Annotated in this window: 14 protein-coding genes, 2 tRNA genes and 2 rRNA genes; 7 read left to right on the forward strand and 11 right to left on the reverse strand. The window is 41.8% G+C overall.

The genetic code is table 11. The features are described from left to right. From F895_RS20175 to F895_RS00670, 8 genes are all read right to left on the reverse strand, one after another. Positions 1 to 1,161 (reverse strand): 23S ribosomal RNA (locus F895_RS20175); the annotation flags it as partial. 400 nt (positions 1,162 to 1,561) lie between these two features. After that, positions 1,562 to 1,637, reverse strand: a tRNA-Ala gene (locus F895_RS00700). 55 nt (positions 1,638 to 1,692) lie between these two features. Further along, positions 1,693 to 1,769: transfer RNA gene (locus tag F895_RS00695), tRNA-Ile, on the reverse strand. A 59-nt stretch (positions 1,770 to 1,828) separates the two neighbouring features. After that, positions 1,829 to 3,366, reverse strand: a 16S ribosomal RNA gene (locus F895_RS00690). Between the two features lie 422 nt (positions 3,367 to 3,788). Further along, positions 3,789 to 4,346 carry a peptidylprolyl isomerase gene (locus F895_RS00685; RefSeq protein WP_005244736.1) on the reverse strand — a complete coding sequence of 186 codons (558 nt, stop codon included), beginning with the start codon at positions 4,344 to 4,346 and terminating at the stop codon, positions 3,789 to 3,791. A gap of 132 nt (positions 4,347 to 4,478) precedes the next feature. Beyond that, positions 4,479 to 5,549 (reverse strand): alpha/beta hydrolase, encoded by a 1,071-nt coding sequence (locus F895_RS00680; RefSeq protein ID WP_010590075.1) that lies wholly within the window; start codon positions 5,547 to 5,549, stop codon positions 4,479 to 4,481. Between the two features lie 359 nt (positions 5,550 to 5,908). Then, positions 5,909 to 6,148: a hypothetical protein gene (locus F895_RS00675; protein WP_005244740.1), complete on the reverse strand. Its 240-nt coding sequence runs from the start codon at positions 6,146 to 6,148 to the stop codon at positions 5,909 to 5,911. A 380-nt stretch (positions 6,149 to 6,528) separates the two neighbouring features. Next, positions 6,529 to 7,383 (reverse strand): MBL fold metallo-hydrolase, encoded by an 855-nt coding sequence (locus F895_RS00670; RefSeq protein ID WP_005244743.1) that lies wholly within the window; start codon positions 7,381 to 7,383, stop codon positions 6,529 to 6,531. Between the two features lie 107 nt (positions 7,384 to 7,490). On the opposite strand from F895_RS00670, the gene F895_RS00665 reads away from it, so the two are divergent. The 3 genes from F895_RS00665 (at position 7,491) to dnaK (ending at position 11,208) form a co-directional block, all read left to right on the forward strand. Next, the gene (locus F895_RS00665) at positions 7,491 to 8,384 is read left to right on the forward strand and encodes a LysR family transcriptional regulator (RefSeq protein ID WP_005244744.1); all 894 of its coding nucleotides are present in this window, start codon (positions 7,491 to 7,493) and stop codon (positions 8,382 to 8,384) included. 160 nt (positions 8,385 to 8,544) lie between these two features. Continuing rightward, positions 8,545 to 9,090: a nucleotide exchange factor GrpE gene (grpE, locus tag F895_RS00660; RefSeq protein ID WP_005244746.1), complete on the forward strand. Its 546-nt coding sequence runs from the start codon at positions 8,545 to 8,547 to the stop codon at positions 9,088 to 9,090. Positions 9,091 to 9,264: 174 nt separating this feature from the next. Next, the gene (dnaK, locus tag F895_RS00655) at positions 9,265 to 11,208 is read left to right on the forward strand and encodes a molecular chaperone DnaK (protein ID WP_005244748.1); all 1,944 of its coding nucleotides are present in this window, start codon (positions 9,265 to 9,267) and stop codon (positions 11,206 to 11,208) included. Between the two features lie 56 nt (positions 11,209 to 11,264). On the opposite strand, the gene F895_RS00650 is transcribed toward dnaK, so the two are convergent. Continuing rightward, positions 11,265 to 12,140, reverse strand: coding sequence for an MBL fold metallo-hydrolase (locus F895_RS00650; RefSeq protein ID WP_005244750.1), 876 nt, complete (start codon positions 12,138 to 12,140; stop codon positions 11,265 to 11,267). Between the two features lie 176 nt (positions 12,141 to 12,316). Here F895_RS00650 and F895_RS00645 point away from each other — a divergent pair, with 176 nt between their 5' ends. The 4 genes from F895_RS00645 (at position 12,317) to F895_RS00630 (ending at position 16,317) form a co-directional block, all read left to right on the forward strand. Then, the gene (locus F895_RS00645) at positions 12,317 to 13,228 is read left to right on the forward strand and encodes a matrixin family metalloprotease (RefSeq protein ID WP_032865391.1); all 912 of its coding nucleotides are present in this window, start codon (positions 12,317 to 12,319) and stop codon (positions 13,226 to 13,228) included. 381 nt (positions 13,229 to 13,609) lie between these two features. Continuing rightward, entirely contained in the window at positions 13,610 to 14,521 is a 912-nt protein-coding gene (locus F895_RS00640; RefSeq protein ID WP_005244755.1) for a matrixin family metalloprotease, read from the forward strand. Between the two features lie 385 nt (positions 14,522 to 14,906). Then, entirely contained in the window at positions 14,907 to 15,815 is a 909-nt protein-coding gene (locus tag F895_RS00635) for a matrixin family metalloprotease (protein WP_005244757.1), read from the forward strand. A 118-nt stretch (positions 15,816 to 15,933) separates the two neighbouring features. Continuing rightward, positions 15,934 to 16,317 carry a hypothetical protein gene (locus tag F895_RS00630; RefSeq protein ID WP_162616955.1) on the forward strand — a complete coding sequence of 128 codons (384 nt, stop codon included), beginning with the start codon at positions 15,934 to 15,936 and terminating at the stop codon, positions 16,315 to 16,317. Positions 16,318 to 16,379: 62 nt separating this feature from the next. On the opposite strand, the gene F895_RS00625 is transcribed toward F895_RS00630, so the two are convergent. Both F895_RS00625 and F895_RS00620 read right to left on the reverse strand, forming a co-directional pair. Beyond that, positions 16,380 to 17,675: a lytic murein transglycosylase gene (locus F895_RS00625; protein WP_005244760.1), complete on the reverse strand. Its 1,296-nt coding sequence runs from the start codon at positions 17,673 to 17,675 to the stop codon at positions 16,380 to 16,382. A 592-nt stretch (positions 17,676 to 18,267) separates the two neighbouring features. Further along, positions 18,268 to 19,389: a 5-(carboxyamino)imidazole ribonucleotide synthase gene (locus tag F895_RS00620; protein ID WP_005244761.1), complete on the reverse strand. Its 1,122-nt coding sequence runs from the start codon at positions 19,387 to 19,389 to the stop codon at positions 18,268 to 18,270. Positions 19,390 to 19,408 lie beyond the last annotated feature (19 nt).

The raw sequence follows: 19,408 nt of genomic DNA on the forward strand, positions 1-19,408 counted from the left end.
GTCAAATCCGCAGCTTCGGCACATAGTTTTAGCCCCGTTACATCTTCCGCGCAGGCCGACTCGACTAGTGAGCTATTACGCTTTCTTTAAAGGGTGGCTGCTTCTAAGCCAACCTCCTAGCTGTCTATGCCTTCCCACATCGTTTCCCACTTAACTATGATTTTGGGGCCTTAGCTGGCGGTCTGGATTGTTTTCCTCTTGACTACGGACGTTAGCACCCGCAGTCTGTCTCCCGGATAGTACTCATTGGTATTCGGAGTTTGCATCGGTTTGGTAAGTCGGGATGACCCCCTAGCCGAAACAGTGCTCTACCCCCAATGGTATTCGTCCGAGGCGCTACCTAAATAGCTTTCGGGGAGAACCAGCTATCACCAGGCTTGATTAGCCTTTCACCCCTATCCACAAGTCATCCCCTGGCTTTTCAACGACAGTGGGTTCGGTCCTCCAGTTAGTGTTACCCAACCTTCAACCTGCTCATGGATAGATCGCCTGGTTTCGGGTCTATACCCAGCAACTAAACGCCCTATTAAGACTCGATTTCTCTACGGCTCCCCTATGCGGTTAACCTTGCTACTGAATATAAGTCGCTGACCCATTATACAAAAGGTACGCAGTCACCGAACTAGTCGGCTCCCACTGCTTGTATGCATGCGGTTTCAGGATCTATTTCACTCCCCTCACAGGGGTTCTTTTCGCCTTTCCCTCACGGTACTGGTTCACTATCGGTCAGTCAGGAGTATTTAGCCTTGGAGGATGGTCCCCCCATATTCAGACAAGGTTTCACGTGCCTCGCCCTACTCGTCATCATTGTGTGTGCCCTTTCGTGTACGGGAATATCACCCTCTACGTTCGCACTTCCCAGAGCGTTCCACTAGAACACACACAACTTAATGGGCTGCTCCCCGTTCGCTCGCCGCTACTAAGGGAATCTCAATTGATTTCTTTTCCTAAGGGTACTGAGATGTTTCACTTCCCCTCGTTCGCTTCATAAGCCTATGTATTCAGCTTATGATACCCGCCTTATAGCGGGTGGGTTCCCCCATTCAGAAATCTCCGGATCAAAGGATATTTGCCGCCTCCCCGGAGCTTTTCGCAGGCTATCACGTCTTTCATCGCCTCTGACTGCCAAGGCATCCACCACATGCACTTAATTACTTGACTATACAACCCCAAACAGTCGCTAACACATACAAGTGAGTGTTATCGTTGCAAACTTAATTGCTACTGATTCGTTGTCTGTGCATTTAAGCACTGTACAGCTTCAATCTAAATTCATATACCAAAACGCTTGATTCAGTGTTTTTGCTAGTTCTCAGATTAACTCTTCATCTAACTGAAATACTTACGTATTACCGTTAGTGTCAAATTAATCGAGTTTGAACAATTTATTTCAGACTCAATTCTACTAATCTGTTAATGATTAACTACCACCTCGTCGGTGCGTAGTAAACTGTGATAAATCACAGAGATTAATAAACCAGTCAACTTGGACTGTATTCACTAAACTCTATAATCTTCTTAGCTTTGAATTAATTTCGTTCTTACAAACTCTTTTAATTCATGGTGGAGACTAGGAGAGTCGAACTCCTGACCTCCTGCGTGCAAAGCAGGCGCTCTACCAACTAAGCTAAGTCCCCAGCTTATCACTTAATGAACGACATATCTTTTAATCTAAGCTTCAGCAATCAGATTTGGTGGGTCTGACAAGACTTGAACTTGTGACCCCACGCTTATCAAGCGTGTGCTCTAACCAACTGAGCTACAGACCCTCAGATACATCTTCGAAGAACAACTTGTTGTGGATTCTTACCAGTCACCAATCTTTCGTTAAGGAGGTGATCCAGCCGCAGGTTCCCCTACGGCTACCTTGTTACGACTTCACCCCAGTCATCGGCCACACCGTGGTAAGCGTCCTCCTTGCGGTTAGACTACCTACTTCTGGTGCAACAAACTCCCATGGTGTGACGGGCGGTGTGTACAAGGCCCGGGAACGTATTCACCGCGGCATTCTGATCCGCGATTACTAGCGATTCCGACTTCATGGAGTCGAGTTGCAGACTCCAATCCGGACTACGATCGGCTTTTTGAGATTAGCATCCTATCGCTAGGTAGCAACCCTTTGTACCGACCATTGTAGCACGTGTGTAGCCCTGGCCGTAAGGGCCATGATGACTTGACGTCGTCCCCGCCTTCCTCCAGTTTGTCACTGGCAGTATCCTTAAAGTTCCCGACATTACTCGCTGGCAAATAAGGAAAAGGGTTGCGCTCGTTGCGGGACTTAACCCAACATCTCACGACACGAGCTGACGACAGCCATGCAGCACCTGTATCTAGATTCCCGAAGGCACCAATCCATCTCTGGAAAGTTTCTAGTATGTCAAGGCCAGGTAAGGTTCTTCGCGTTGCATCGAATTAAACCACATGCTCCACCGCTTGTGCGGGCCCCCGTCAATTCATTTGAGTTTTAGTCTTGCGACCGTACTCCCCAGGCGGTCTACTTATCGCGTTAGCTGCGCCACTAAAGCCTCAAAGGCCCCAACGGCTAGTAGACATCGTTTACGGCATGGACTACCAGGGTATCTAATCCTGTTTGCTCCCCATGCTTTCGTACCTCAGCGTCAGTATTAGGCCAGATGGCTGCCTTCGCCATCGGTATTCCTCCAGATCTCTACGCATTTCACCGCTACACCTGGAATTCTACCATCCTCTCCCATACTCCAGCTTCCCAGTATCGAATGCAATTCCCAAGTTAAGCTCGGGGATTTCACATCCGACTTAAAAAGCCGCCTACGCACGCTTTACGCCCAGTAAATCCGATTAACGCTCGCACCCTCTGTATTACCGCGGCTGCTGGCACAGAGTTAGCCGGTGCTTATTCTGCGAGTAACGTCCACTATCCTAGAGTATTAATCTAAGTAGCCTCCTCCTCGCTTAAAGTGCTTTACAACCAAAAGGCCTTCTTCACACACGCGGCATGGCTGGATCAGGCTTCCGCCCATTGTCCAATATTCCCCACTGCTGCCTCCCGTAGGAGTCTGGGCCGTGTCTCAGTCCCAGTGTGGCGGATCATCCTCTCAGACCCGCTACAGATCGTCGCCTTGGTAGGCCTTTACCCCACCAACTAGCTAATCCGACTTAGGCTCATCATTTAGCGCAAGGTCCGAAGATCCCCTGCTTTCTCCCGTAGGACGTATGCGGTATTAGCATTCCTTTCGGAATGTTGTCCCCCACTAAATGGCAGATTCCTAAGCATTACTCACCCGTCCGCCGCTAGGTTAGGTAGCAAGCTACCCTTCCCCGCTCGACTTGCATGTGTTAAGCCTGCCGCCAGCGTTCAATCTGAGCCATGATCAAACTCTTCAGTTTAAAATCATTAGTAGCTTATGGCTACAAATCTTGGCTCATCAATTTTCTGACTAAAAATTCGCTCAAATAAACTTCGAGAAATTTCTACTCTTCAATCAATGAAATATTTTCGATTGATCAACTAGTAAAAATCCACACAAGTTGTTCTTCTATTCTCTTAATGATCTTTTCACCACCTCGTCAGCGGCAAATCAACGCAATAAATATTTAACAACTTAACCAGTAAAGCTAAGTTATTTTTGCTTCATCGCGTCGGGATGAGTGCATTATAGGAGATTTTTTTTAGGGTGCAAGCTTTTTTAAACCCTTGTTTTATCGAGTGTTCTTTTTTTACACACCAATATGTTCAACAAAGCAGCATAATTCTTGTAAGCATATAAAATTAAAGCAGAAATATATTTAAAATATTTCTGCTTTGTTTTTTACTTGTTGTTCTTTATCTGAACACTAATAATTTTAATCGGTTGTTTTGGTACATTTTGATGCATTCCATAGTTACCTGTGGGTACATTGACGATCTTATCGACAATATCCATCCCTTTGGTCACTTTACCAAATACAGCATAACCCGCATCCATTGCCGATTTATTTAAAAAGCTATTGTCCGCCACATTAATAAAGAACTGGCTGCTTGCTGAGTTCGGGTTACTGGTACGTGCCATGGCCAAAGTACCGCGCATGTTCTTCAAGCCATTGCCCGACTCATTCACGATTGGTGCTTTGGTTGCCTTCTCAATCATATTGGCATCTAAACCACCGCCTTGTACCATAAAGCCAGGAATCACACGATGGAAGATCGTGCCTGCATAGAAGTTGCTTTTTACATAGCTTTCAAAGTTTTTTGCCGACACAGGTGCTTTATCATCAAAAAGTTCAATTTCGATGTTGCCCATACTGGTTTTCATATCAACCATGGTATTTGCAAATAAATGGCTGCTTGCCAAAATTAAACCTGTTGTCATGAACAACTTTTTCATCATTGCTTTTCTCGGCTTGAACATAGATTTGTTGTGAATACTCATCTTAGTTTTGCTAATTCTATTTTGCTATTTCTATTTGTTATCTTTAAAACAAAAACCGATGTTTCACGTGAAACATCGGCTCAGACTTTATTAACTATGTTTATCCCAGAACTTTCTAAAGTTTTTCGCTACTTCAATAGTATTGCGTTTTGCCTTACTTGAGATTGGTGTCAGATTAATAAAGCCATGTGTTTGATCGGGATAGTCAACATATTGCACTTTAACGCCATTTTGTCTGAGTTTATGACTATAGATTGCACCTTCATCATGCAGCAAGTCATGCCCTGCAGTAATCACATAAGCAGGTGCCAGTTTTCTAAGGCTGCCATAAGTCGGTGAAATCAACGGATCATCGAGTGCAACATCGTGCTGTGTTGCATAATAGTCCGTCACATAATCCACATCTTTACTGGTTAGTACCAATCCTTCGCCATAAGCATAAAAAGAGGGATGGCGGCTTTTGAAATCAACTGCTGGATAAATCAATAGCTGTGCTTGTGGTGCATAGGCTTTACCCACGGAGTGTTGCGCAACCACGGTGCTGATATTACCCCCTGCACTATCCCCTGCAACAGCAATACGGTTCTTATAAATTTTGAGCTGACGGCGGTTTTGATATACCCACGCCAATGCATCTTCACAGGATTTAATCAATAACTGTGGTGATGCTTCTGGTGCGAGTGGATAATCAATACTGAGCACCTGTACTTTTGCATACTTGGCAATCAGGCGACAGGCTTCATCATGGGTATCCAGACCGCCTACGACAAAACCACCACCATGATAGAACACCATCATTGGTAACTTTTTGTTGGGTGCAGGATGATAATGTCTGGCAAAGACGGTCCCACTTTGCAGTGGAAGGCGGATATCTTCAACCGATTCAACTGAAGTCGGCTTATTGATAATCGCCAACATCTGCGTATCAAACTGACGGCGAGATTCAATGGGATCATCACCAATAAAGCCTATCTGGCCCTGTTTAATTTGGACGGCCATCAAACATTTAGTAAAAGAATCTAAATCTGGGTATTGATGTGGATAAGCGAGAAGCTTGGCCAGAGACTCTTGTATGATTTTAGGGAGCTTATCAAGCGCTCGTGCAGCAGGGCCTTGCCCTTTGTCTAAAATTGTTTGAATTTTTTGAGGTAATGCTGTCACTTCTGTCCCCTTGTTCGCTCTGTCCATAATTCTTGTTGTCTTCGACTATATGCTTTTCTAAAGTCTTAGATCAAGTTCAAGATTTGAAAAATATGTCGTACGCTAAAGGGCTATTATCAAAAAGTCATTAACCATAGTGCTTATTTATACCTACTTTTTATGCCAGTTAAATAATGTTTTAACACTTGTTGTTAAACCATAAAACTAGAGTCAACCAATTCACCCTAGTTTTATAGCATTTCAAAAGTGTCATTTTTATGAATCAAGTCAACTTCGCACAATGTATAGCAGTACATCAGTAAGATTGCATGTGGCATCGTGTGTTCAATCTTATGCGAAGCCAACTTCACCCTCAAAAATTATTGTGCAGTCGTACCCGCTGAACCAGAGACAGAGCCCGATACATCAGCAGAAGCACCGCCAGGTTGAACATCAACGGATGATCCACCATGGACACCAACCCCACCTTGTACACCCGTTGGGCTTGCACTTGTAGTTTGAGCTGAGCCAGAGGCGTCTAAACCACCCTGAGTTGAACAACCAACAGCAGTCAATGCAACACCAGTGATCACCATAGAGATCAATGCTAACTTTTTCATTGTGTATTTCCTTTCATTATGACGAAAAGCAAAGTTATCTTTGCGTTGCCTATGATTCACAATTTTTTTCTTGGACGTGATGCGGATTAGTTGCAGTTTGTTATGTAAGCCGCATTGTTTTGCAATTTTTCTTAAACCAACAATTCTTAGCTTTCACATAATTTTAAAGACATGAACAATCGCTAAGGTCTTATGATCGAAGTGATTTCAGCTTTATTTGATCTGTTAAATAGCACTTATCTTATTTTTTTATAATTCATAGAAAGACTGCATAAGCCGCTTAAAAGATTACAATTGCGTAATTTTGGTTAAAAATAAATGTAGCAAGCATAAAAAAACCGTGACTTTTCATCACGGTTGTTTGAGCTAAACATTCGGTTTTAAGGCCATTTCATCTCGCCTTTCACCACTTTGGCACCTAGGTCCAAACTACCCGACTCACCCAATGCAGGATATTGTTTTCGCATCATTTGGCTCAGTTCAGCTGAGTTTTTGGTGAGCTTAACGGCTTTCTCATATTGCTTTAAATAGTCAATCGAGAAGTTCACCGCATCCAGACCTTCCGCGGCACCAGCCTTCATATGTGCCGGCACCACCACTTGCGGATTTAGGGCCTTAATACTTTCTAAAGCCTGTACCACTTCTGCACGATCTTTAGCTGTCGGAGTATCCGCAGTCCAAAGATGAATCCCTGAGGATACCGGAATTCCACCGACTACCGCTTTAGCACTTGGAATCCATAGATAAGTGAGTTCTTTTTTACCTTTAATTTCGATATTTTCATTTTCTAATTTTAAGGTTTTAGCCGTATAGGCTTGCGGAACAATAATTTTGCTCGGTGCATTGGCGCCCATTTTCGGTCCCCAATAGGCAACTTTCAGCGCTTGCGTATCTTGAATATGTTTAACCGTTTCAGGCGTCGCAATAATTTTCACATTTGGGAAGTACTGTTTAAACACATCTAAACCGAAATAGAAATCTGGATCACCATAGCTGACAAAAATGGTGTTTAAGGTTTTACCGCTATCTAAGATATCTGCTGCAATACGTAATGCTTCTGATTTAGAAAATTGGGCATTCACCAATAATACTTCTTTATCGCCTTCAATTAGGGTCGAAGTCACACCGAAGTGCTCAGGTTGAGCCAGAAAATTCTGGATTTTTAAGTCTTGTGCAAAAGCAGTTGATGTTGCCGCTAAAGTAGATAAAGCAATGATATAAGGTTTGGTATTCATCTTATCGTCTCCAATCTGATAAGCAACACTTTAAATTGCAATTCTTGCTGAATAAACACCCTAAATTAAGATAAAATATTGCATATCTTGCAACAATGATAATAAACATGGATACCTTAAAAGCCATCCAAGTCTTTGTCTGTATCGCGCAGCAAGGCAATCTCAGCAAAGCGGCCGAACATCTGGACTATTCTAAAGCCATGGTGTCACGTTATTTAGAGCATCTGGAGCAAACCTTCTCTACCCGACTGTTTCAACGCAATACCCGAAAAGTTTCACTCACCCCTGCGGGTGAAAAAGCCTTGGTCTATTGTGAGAATATTTTACAGCAGCAACAGTTGCTTGAAGGCTTAGCCGCGCCTGAACAGCACAGTGGCACGATTCGTTTTACCTGTGGCCTGTTTCTGTTTCAGCTCGGCGTGAATGAATGTATTAAACAGTTTAAAAAACGTTATCCCCATATTCAATTTGATGTCTATCTCACTGAAAATACCGTCGACCTGATGGATGCCCATGTTGATCTGGCGCTACGCATTACCCAAAAAGTTGCAGACGGTCTGATTGCACGGCCGGTCTGTCAAATTGAATCTATCTTTTGTGCACATCCCCATTACTTACAAGACCACACCCCCCTGTTACATCCCAGTCAACTGATTCAACATGAATGCATTGCACATCATACCCATAATCAATATTGGACCTTGTTTGATACAGATCAGCAACCGCAGAACTATCCATTAAATGTTACGTTTAAAAGCAACGATGTGATTGCGCTTTATCAAATGTGTCTTAAAGCCCAAGGGATTGCCATGTTGCCAACGTTGCTGGTGCGCAAGGATATTGCGCAGCAACGTTTGCAACAGGTATTTACAGATTTTGCTGCACCCGATCTGACCTTGTCCTTAGTCTATGCATCGAGACAACATTTACCGAAAATTACTCAAGAATTTATTGCTTTTGTCATCGAAAACTTAAATTTTTACTTAAATCAGCAAAATTAAAAGATTTAAATCGACCTGAACGCTTGAATTTTGTCGGCTTGCCCATACTTCATCCCTATCTATGAATGACCAAGATGTGGCAGTTCGGGTTTAACCCTATGAGCATTCACGCCAAAAAGGACTGTACATGTTTAAGAACCTTTTTCAACGGAGATCATCAATGGCTAATGAGCACAATGAGCAAGCTCAAGACATTCAAAATGAGCAACAGACTGAACAAACTCAAGCTGAAGGTGTAGAGCAAGCAAACGAGCTTAGCGTTGAAGATTTACAAGCGCAAATCACCAAACTCGAAGAAAGCTTGAAGCTAGAAAAAGCACGTACTGCCAATGCTGTTTATGAAGCGCAGAAGAGTGTCGAGCGTATTCAACGCGAATCTGAAAAGCACAAAGACACTGTGCTAGAAAAATTTGCAAAAGAATTACTGGATTCCGTCGATAACCTTGAACGTGCAATTCAAGCTGCTGGCGAAGAAGAAACGCCTGTACTTGAAGGCGTCAAGCTGACCCTGAAATCATTACTCACCACGCTTGAGAAGTTTGGTGTGCTTGAAGCGGATACACAAAATGGCTTCAATGCAGATTTACACCAAGCAGTTGGGATCGATCCAAATGCCAAAGCCAACCAAATTGGCACTGTTTTACAGAAGGGTTATACCTTAAATGGTCGCCTACTTCGCCCAGCGATGGTGATGGTTGGTCAATAATCTAAGCAGCAAAGCGTTTATTTGCTCAAAAATGCAGAAATTTGAGAGTTTTTGATTTTTTTTTCATAAAAATGCTTGAAAAATACCAATTGACTCTCATATCGAATAACAAGCAAATCCCCTTTACCAAAAGTGAAATTAGGGGATTCAAAAAATTTTAGAGGAACACAATCAATGGCAAAAATTATTGGTATTGACTTAGGTACTACCAACTCATGTGTTGCTGTACTTGAAGGCGATAAAGTAAAAGTAATTGAAAACGCTGAAGGCGCACGTACAACTCCATCGATCATTGCATACAAAGATGGCGAGATCCTTGTGGGTCAAAGCGCGAAACGTCAAGCGGTAACCAACCCGAAAAATACATTATTCGCAATCAAGCGTTTAATTGGTCGTCGTTATGAAGATCAAGCGGTACAAAAAGATATCGGTCTTGTGCCTTACAAAATCATCAAGGCAGACAATGGCGATGCTTGGGTTGAAGTAAACGATAAGAAATTAGCGCCTCAACAGATCTCTGCTGAAATCTTGAAAAAGATGAAAAAAACGGCAGAAGACTACTTAGGTGAAACTGTAACAGAAGCAGTGATTACTGTTCCTGCTTACTTTAACGATGCGCAACGTCAAGCAACTAAAGATGCAGGTAAAATCGCTGGTTTAGACGTTAAACGTATCATTAACGAACCAACTGCTGCGGCACTTGCGTTCGGTATGGATAAAAAAGAAGGCGACCGTAAAGTTGCAGTTTACGACTTAGGTGGTGGTACATTCGACGTATCAATCATTGAAATCGCTGATCTTGATGGCGACCAGCAAATCGAAGTGTTATCAACCAATGGTGATACTTTCCTTGGTGGTGAAGACTTTGATAACGCATTAATTGAATTCTTGGTTGAAGAATTCAAGAAAGAACAAAGTGTGAACTTGAAAAATGATCCACTTGCGTTACAACGTTTGAAAGAAGCTGCTGAAAAAGCAAAAATCGAGCTTTCTTCATCAAACGCAACTGAAATCAACCTTCCATATATCACGGCAGATGCGACTGGTCCTAAACACCTAGTGATCAACGTAACACGTGCAAAACTTGAAGGTTTGGTTGCTGACTTAGTTGCTCGTACCATTGAGCCTTGCCGTATTGCGCTTAAAGATGCGGGTCTTTCGACTTCTGACATCTCTGACGTAATTTTGGTGGGTGGTCAATCTCGTATGCCACTTGTACAACAAAAAGTACAAGAGTTCTTCGGTAAAGAGCCACGTAAAGACGTAAACCCTGACGAAGCGGTTGCGATTGGTGCTGCGATTCAAGGTGCAGTATTGTCTGGTGACAAAACTGACGTACTTTTATTAGACGTAACACCGTTAACTTTAGGTATTGAAACAATGGGCGGCGTATTGACTCCGATCATTGAGAAAAACACCACGATTCCTGCGAAGAAATCACAAGTGTTCTCTACCGCTGCTGATAACCAGCCTGCAGTAGATATTTCAGTTTACCAAGGTGAACGTAAAATGGCTCAGCAAAACAAATTGTTGGGTAACTTCCAGTTAGGCGATATCCCACCTGCTCCACGTGGTGTACCGCAAATTGAAGTATCATTTGACATCAATGCTGACGGTATCTTGAAAGTATCGGCGAAAGATAAGAGCACGGGTAAAGAGCAATCAATCCAGATTAAAGCAAACTCAGGTTTGTCTGATGCTGAAATTGAAGCGATGATCAAAGATGCTGAAGCAAATGCTGAAGAAGACCGTAAGTTTGAAGAGTTGGCGAAAGCGCGTAACGAAGCAGATGCGCTTGTTTCTAGCTCAACAAAAGCAGTCAAAGATCTGGGTGATAAAGTCACTGAAGATGAAAAAACTGCGATCACGACTGCGGTTGCTGAGCTTGAAGCAGCAACTAAAGAAAATGATGTTGAAGACATCAAAGCAAAAACTGAAGCTTTACAAAACATCTTGATGCCAATTACACAACGTGCTTATGAACAAGCACAAGGTGCTGGCGGCGCAGAAGGTTTTGATCCAAATGCATTCCAAGGTGGCGATGCAGGTCAACAACAAAAAGCGGACGATGGCGTTGTAGATGCTGAGTTCACAGAAGTAAAAGATGACAAAAAATAATTTGTCTCTTTAAAAAGACCGCGCGAAAGCGCGGTTTTTTTATATTTTAAGATGAATCATTTTTGTTCAAAATAAAGTTCGCCCAAAATTGGCATAAATAAAGGTATCACGCCACACGCTTTAATTTCATCCAGAAACTCAGCAATATTCACCCCAGGTAATAACTGCGGTGGTGCATCAATTGGTGTCACCATACTGTCCCAATGACATGGAATAATATATTTCGGCTTCAATAGCCGCACCACATCTTTGACATAATTCGGGCGATATTTACGTCCAATCGCACACAGGCACACGATATCAGCCTGTTTGCCCTGCAATTCCTGTTCAATAAAATCGGCCGAATCGATGTGAACAACACGCAATTGTCCTGTATCAATCCACCAGTTTAAGACCAAACCATGCCGTAACTGATGAAATTTCGGTGGATACGGGGGTGGCTCGATCATATCTCCCGGCAATGGAACACGACCAAACAAGGCTTTGCCATGGATTGAAGGCAAGCCAATGATTTGCCATTTCCCACACTCAATCACTTCCCTACCCTGTGTCACCTGCATTTGTTGCTCAGGCAAGCCTACAGAACGCGCATACATCATACTGGCGTGTGAACCAATCAGGCGAGCGCCTGTTTGTTTGCAGAGCTCTGGTGCATCCAGAATATGGTCATAGTGTGCATGACCTATCAGCACATCATCAGCCTCAGGGATATAATGCTTGACCAGTGCTGGATCGCTCCATAAAGGTTGAGTAAAGGTCTGCCAAAGACTGGGACGGCTCACAAATGGATCAAGCACTAAGGTTCGATTGGCATCCGACAAGATAAAACCTGCTGTACCCAAATATTTGATTTTTAGATTTTCTACCTTTGCAGGTGCAGGTGAAACAGCAGTCCATGTAACCTCAGGTGCTTTAAGTAGATATTTCAGCATGCATATTCCTTCAGCTTTCTTTTTATTGATCTATTCACAACATTTATTAAAACAGAATGCGCTATACGATGATATCTTTTCCCGTAATTCCCTATTCTTGCTATAGTCTGATCAATTTAAAGGGTTTATGGCCGAATCTCCCATTCATTAATTCAGCTTTTCTAGAAGAAAATAAAATGATTCGTTTGCTTATTTTTGCAGGATTAATTGTGTTCCTACTTTGGTCTGGCTATCAAACTCAGCAACATCCACAACTTAAATTTAACTCTTTGGCAGATCGTATCAGCAGGCCCTTAGATACTCGTCTACGCTATCGGATTGCCGAAGTTGACCCACGTTTTAAACTCAGCATTGAGCAAGTCAAAAGCATCAGCCAACAAGCGACACAAATCTGGAAAGATGGTACGCAACAAGATTATTTTGTCTATGATCCCAATGCCCAACTCGCCATCCACCTGATTTATGATGAACGTCAAATCGAAAGTGAACAACGTCGAGAACATCTCAGCCAACTACAGTCCAATCAACAGCATTGGCAAGATAAAAAACAGCAATTGGATCTGATTGAGAAGGAGATTCTGAGTAGCAAACAACTTTTAGATTTAAAGCAACAACAGCTGAATCAACAAATTCAACACTATAATCAAGAGCAACACAATGCACGGCAACATCCTGCCTCTTATGCCAATCCTGACTATTTTCAACAACGGCAGCGGGATTTAGAACAAAATGTGAAGTTACTACAGCAAGAAATTGACCAATATAATCAAAGAATCGCTCAACTTAATCAGCAAGTAGATGAATTGAATGCTTTGGACCAGCAGTTAACCAACTCTGTCAGCCAATTTAAACAACGCTTTAAACCCCATTTATTTCATAAAGGCTTATTTAACGGTAAACAGATCTTGATTTATGAATTCGAATCTGAAGATGATTTACGCCTTACCCTCGCACATGAATTCGGCCATGCCTTGGGACTACAGCACACTGATGATCCACAAGCACTGATGTATCCCGTTATGAAAGAACAAAATGCCACTCACTTTCGCCTGACTCAGGCCGATCGTGCGCTATTGCTGAATAGATAGTTTTCGCACATGCCAGAATCGAAGAGCTCTAAAAAGTGACTCAAAATTTGCTCGACAATAAATGTCACAAAGCAGCAATTTTGCACTTAAAGTTTAAAAACGTGACTGTTTTAGAAAAAACTTACAAAAATTAACAATAGAAGGTTTTCTTGCTGCTTTTTGAGAAAATTCTGACTCTCATTGATTTAGGCCATTGATATTTTTTGAATTGTGGTTAAAAAACAAGCAAATTGACTGTTTTTTTATTGTGTAAATTATTCCAGTTATTTTTTTATTTATTAGAAAAAAATCACACTTTTTCGTTCTATTTATTAAGCAGATAGCATTTTGACGACCACAAAATAATGATCAAAAATAAGTTTTTATTTTGGGGATTTCACAATGCAGGCTCATTATCTCGCATTTTTCATTGCTTGTATCAGCATGATCACACCTCAACTGAGTAATGCACAGGCGAATCGCAATTCGATTGATGTCCACCAACACCAAGCTCTCAAAAAAGTCGTGCGTTATCGCATCGCAGATATCGACCCACGCTTTAATTTAAGCCAGCAGCAAGTCCTCGACTTAACCCAGCAGGCCGCCAGACTCTGGGAACAAGAAACAGGACAACAAAATTTTATTTACGATCCGCAAGCCGAGTTCAGCATCAACCTGGTCTTTGATGAACGTCAACAGCGCAGTACTGACCGCTTACAGGGCCTCGATCAACTCAAACAACAACAGCAACAATGGGAAACCCAGAATCAGCAATTAAAACAGGCAAAAGATGAAATTCAAAAAAGTACTGCTTTAATTGCCAGTAAACAGGCACAACTCGCAGCCCAATTCCAGCAATATAATGCAGAAGTGCAACGTTTTAATCAAAGTCGTTCAAGTTCAAAAGATTTGGCACAACAATTTTCACAAAGACAACAAGCCTTACAACAACAATCTTTAGCACTACAACATGAAGTTCAGGAACATAACCAACGCGCTCAAGAGCTAAATCAACGTATTCAAAGTCTCAATCAAAACAATCAACAACTGGTCGCATCAGCAAACCAGTTTAACCAAGTTTTCCAACCTCATCTGTTTCATAAAGGCCACTTTAATGGCAAGCAAATCTTCATTTATGAGTTTTCCTCGATCAATGATCTGCGTTTTACCCTCGCCCATGAATTTGGTCATGCACTCGGACTGGAACATACCAACGACCCAACCTCACTGATGTATCCAGTGATCCAAAAACAAAATCTTCAACAATTTGCACTGACAGATTCGGATAAAGACCTCGTAAAAGCCATTTATTAACAGCTGTTGGACAGAAACTCTTTACAAGAATTAACAGCAACTAGACTTTAAGTATAGTTTTTGTACAAACGAATAAATAAATTATGTGAAATAGAAAGTATTTCTACGTTATAAAAAAATACCTTTTTTATCCAGCCCAGTAAAATTTTAAAGATCTAGTTCCTTTAAAAATAAAAAATAAACAGTTGTTCTCACATTATTTTTGATCATTTAATAAACAAATGTCGTTTTTTTATCATGATTTTTGAGTTATATGTCTACAAATGTATTTTTATTCATTTTCTAGAAATATCGTTAAAACTCATACATTGCATCTTCATTCATCAATTTGACTACTGATTTTTTTTGGCTAAAATGTGACCTCTTTCAAGTTTTATCTCCTATTATGCGTCTTTTATCTCTCCTTTTGGCCACATGCTTTACTGTATTGGCCCCAGTCTCGGCTTTGGCTAAAATTCCTTCGTCGGCTTCAGCGTCGTCTCAGGTTCGCTACAGCACTGAACAACCACTGCGTTATCGAATTGCCGAGCTTGACCCACGCTTAAACATCGATCAACCACAAATGGTCGAACTGAGCAAACAAGCAGCAGCGATTTGGGAAAAAAATACTGGTCAAAAATATTTTGTTTATGATCCTGAAGCCGAGTTTGTAATTAATCTGGTGTTTGACCAACGCCAGCTTCGCAGCATGAAACGTGCTGAAAGCCTTGGTCAACTCGAACAGGAACAGCAAAACTGGCTCAATCGAAATGAGAAATTACAGAAAGTGAATGCTGATTTGGCAGAAAGCAGTGTCCAATTAGAGCAGCAAAAGCAAGCTTATGAAAATCAGGTGCAGCAATATCAATTGGGTTTAACACAATATAAAGCAGACAATTCAAATAAAACCTTATTTGCAAGTCTGCAAAAGCAGCAACGTGATTTGCAACAACAAGCGCTAAAACTGCAAGCCAAGATTGCAGAATACAACCATAAAGTTCAGCAAAATCAATTGAAAGCAGAAAAATCTCAACAGGTCTATCAAGAGTTGGCTGCATCTGTTGCTGAGTTTAATGAAACCTTCAAGCCTGAGGTCCTGCATAAAGGTCAATTTGATGGAAAACAGATTTTTATTTATGAGTTTTCTTCAATCGACGACCTACGTTTAACTTTAGCGCATGAGTTTGGCCATGCCTTGGGTCTCAAACATACCCGCGACCCGAAGTCTTTAATGTATCCACGTATTAAAGATCAGGATGCCAAAGATTTTCAGCTAACGGATACCGATCTAAAGCTACTTGGCTTAGCCAACTAGAACAGATCAATCACCATAATAGGTTGCGTTAAGATGATGTGCCAAGCAATAACAAGAATGGGTCGATTGTTTTGATTTATTCATGTTATTGTGATGTTAAAACATCATCTTAGCCTTAATGGAGATCAGCATGAGTTATTATCATATCTTAATTGAAGTGAACGACCACATCAGTACGATTGAGCAGACTCGTGATATCGAACTCTTAGATATTCAAGATATTAGCCCATATCTGCACTCTATTTTAATTCCCTATTTCAATGAGCAAGAAGTTGAACTTGAAGATGAAAACGTGGCGTATGACGAGATTCTGCACTTGGCAGTGAAACAGACCTTATTACCGATTGAACACTTGATTGAAGAAGAACAAAAGCAGCTTCCAAGTGATACTGATGTCACTATCACGGCATATGAAATCTTTAACGATCGAGATTTGAGCCAAGATGTAACTGCAGTAATTTTTGATATTTTAGAAGCGGTTAAATTAGACGCTGCGCCATAAAACAGAGCGATAAAGAGGTCTGCCTTGAGCAGACCTTTTTATTTTATATGGATTAAAACGCGTTACTGCATCATTTGTTTTGCCTGTTCCTGACGGAATGCACGTAGAATCTGCTGCCCTGCCCGTCCTGTCTGATTTAAACCGAGTCGGCTCTGTTCTTGGCGAATGGCCTGACGACTCTTATCACCGATCAACCCATCTACAGCACCAATATCATAACCACGCTGAACTAAAAACTGTTGAATTTCACGACGTTCGGCACGTGATGTGCCAGGGTCATCGGTTGGCCAAGCCGTTAAAAATGGTGTGCCGCCACGTAAGCGGTCAGATAAATGGGCAATCGCTAAACCATAACTTTCAGCGGCGTTATAACTATAAATTGCATCAAAGTTTTTAAACACCAAGAATAGTGGGCCATTGGCACCTGCTGGCGAAATCAATCCCGCTGGAGTACTGCCTGATAAATTGCCCTGAATCAAAGCCGTTCCGTCCGCACGGGTTACGCCTTGCGCAACCCAGCTATTCAGTGGCTTTTTATTACGGCGACTTTCACCCGAGATGGACATGCCTTGTGGAATTTTCACCTCAAAGCCCCATGGCATACCTGTTTGCCAACCAGCACGTTTCAAGAAATTAGCTGTCGAAGCCAGTGCATCCGTCGTACTTGAGACCAGATCACGGCGGCCATCACCATCAAAATCAACCGCCAGACGCTCATAAGTTGATGGCATAAATTGAGTATGGCCAAATGCGCCCGCCCATGACCCATAAAGTTGATCTTGGGTTAAATCGCCACGTTGTAAAATACGCATCGTGGCAAAGAACTCTCCACGAAAATAACTTTGACGGCGCCCTTCACAACTTAAGGTACCGAGTGCCTGTAATAAAGGATATTTACCTGAAATATCACCATAATTACTTTCCACACCCCATACTGCCACTACTGTTTCCGCAGGGACACCATAGGCTTGTTCGACCCGGTTCAATACCGCACGGTGTTGAGTCAGTTTTTGCTGCCCTGCCTGCACGCGTTCGTTATCCACAAGGCCAGACAAATAATCCCAGATTGGTGTCGAAAATTCAGGCTGATAATTTAATTTATCAATCACCGAATAATCTGGGGTTAAATTTTGGGTATAACGATCATAACTAGCACCAGACACCCCTGATGCAATCGCTTGAGAGCGTAAATTTGCAATACAGCCTTGAAAGTTGCTATTTGGCGTATAATTACTGCTTACAGGTGCTGTTGTGGTTGGTGCTGAAACTGCTGCACCATTAATCACCAACTCGGCATGCGCCTGATTGAAAAAAGTAAATAAGGCAGTGCCTAGAAAAAAAGAAAAATGACGTTTCATGACTGAACCAAAACTTTTGAATTTAAATTTCCTCTTCACCTTAACACGCTATATAAAGATGTATAGTTTGGAAACGTAACTTTGAATTCATTTTATGGTTTTAAATTTAAAACACAGTTTTTAAATTCATAATTGCAGCGCATTTTTAAATTTAAAAGTTATCAACAAGTGCAATTTAAATTCAAAACCACCAGCATCTTCAATCCCGATTTTAAATTCAAAAAAGTTATCCACTTTTAAATTTAAAACTAAAGAAAACCAGAGCCAACATCAAAAATACCGACTAATCATACAATTTCTAAGTAGTTAAACAAAAAAATAGATCCCCACAGGCTGTATATTTAAATTTAAAACGGCAAAAACATGCACAATTTTAAATTTAAACCATGTGATTATTTTTTAAATTTAAAACAAAACCAGCGCCACATCATTTAAATTCAAACCCAACCCCACTTTTTTAAATTCAAAACATCAACACCAAAGTTATCCACAATGGCACAATCCCATTTTTTAAATTTAAAAGTCTAAATTCAAAATGCATTGGTAATAAAAAAGCGGTCCAAAGACCGCTTTTTAGCTGTTGTGGATAAGTTTAGAGCATCATATCTGCGGTTAATGCCAATGGAACTGGTAGAATTTTCGCCAATTGACGGCATAATCCAGTTAAATCATCTGCATTATTCGGCATCAAGGTAATATGACCCAACTTACGACCTGTACGCTCAGACTTATTATAAAGGTGTAAATGTGCACCATTCAGTGCCAAAACCTGTTCAGATTTTGGATGTTGACCAATAATATTGATCATCACTGTAGGACGAATGACTTCCGTAGAACCCAATGGCAAGCCTGCAACTGCACGGATATGGTTTTCAAACTGCGAACAAATCGCGCCTTCAATCGACCAATGACCCGAGTTATGTACACGACATGCCATTTCATTGGCATATAAACCTTGTTCAGTGACAAACAATTCAAGCGTCAGCACCCCCACATAATTTAAGTGGTTTAACAAACGGGTTATATAGTCCTGTGCCACAGGCTGCAAATCGACACTATTCGGTGCAGGTACAATCGAATGCGATAGAATACCGTTATGGTGGTGATTTTCGGCCAATGCCCAAGTTTTCACATCACCATTTTGACCACGCACCGCAATGATCGAGACTTCACGGCTGAATTTGACAAAACTTTCCGCGATCAAGCTTTTCGCAGGACCGAGTTCAGCCCAAGCCGTTTCGATTTGATCTTCTGTGCGTAATACGAATTGACCTTTACCATCATAACCACCTGTTACGGTTTTCAAGACGATGGGTAAGCCTAATTCCGTCACCGCTTGTTTTAAGCTGTCCAAGCTATCCACAGCACGATACGGCGCAACTGGGATACCGAGTTCATCAAACAAACTTTTTTCTGCCAAGCGATTTTGTGCGGTCGCCAAAGCAAGACGAGGCGGGTACAAGCTTTTACTTTGCGTCAAAACATCCACATCTGCGACAGGCGTATTTTCAAATTCAAGGCTAAATACATCCGCACTGGCAATAAAATCTTGCAAGCCTTGCGGTTTCTGGCTGGAAAATACTGGACCTAGAATCGCAGCAGGGCAATCCGCTTCAGCTTCAAAGAAGGTGCATTGAATATTTAGTGGCAAAGCCGCTTGCGCCATCATACGGCCTAGCTGTCCGCCACCAAAAATACCGATGGTTTTATTCATATCTATAACTCTTTTGCTC

It is taken from the genome of Acinetobacter sp. CIP 64.2 (assembly GCF_000369645.1).
Classification (GTDB): Bacteria; Pseudomonadota; Gammaproteobacteria; order Pseudomonadales; family Moraxellaceae; genus Acinetobacter.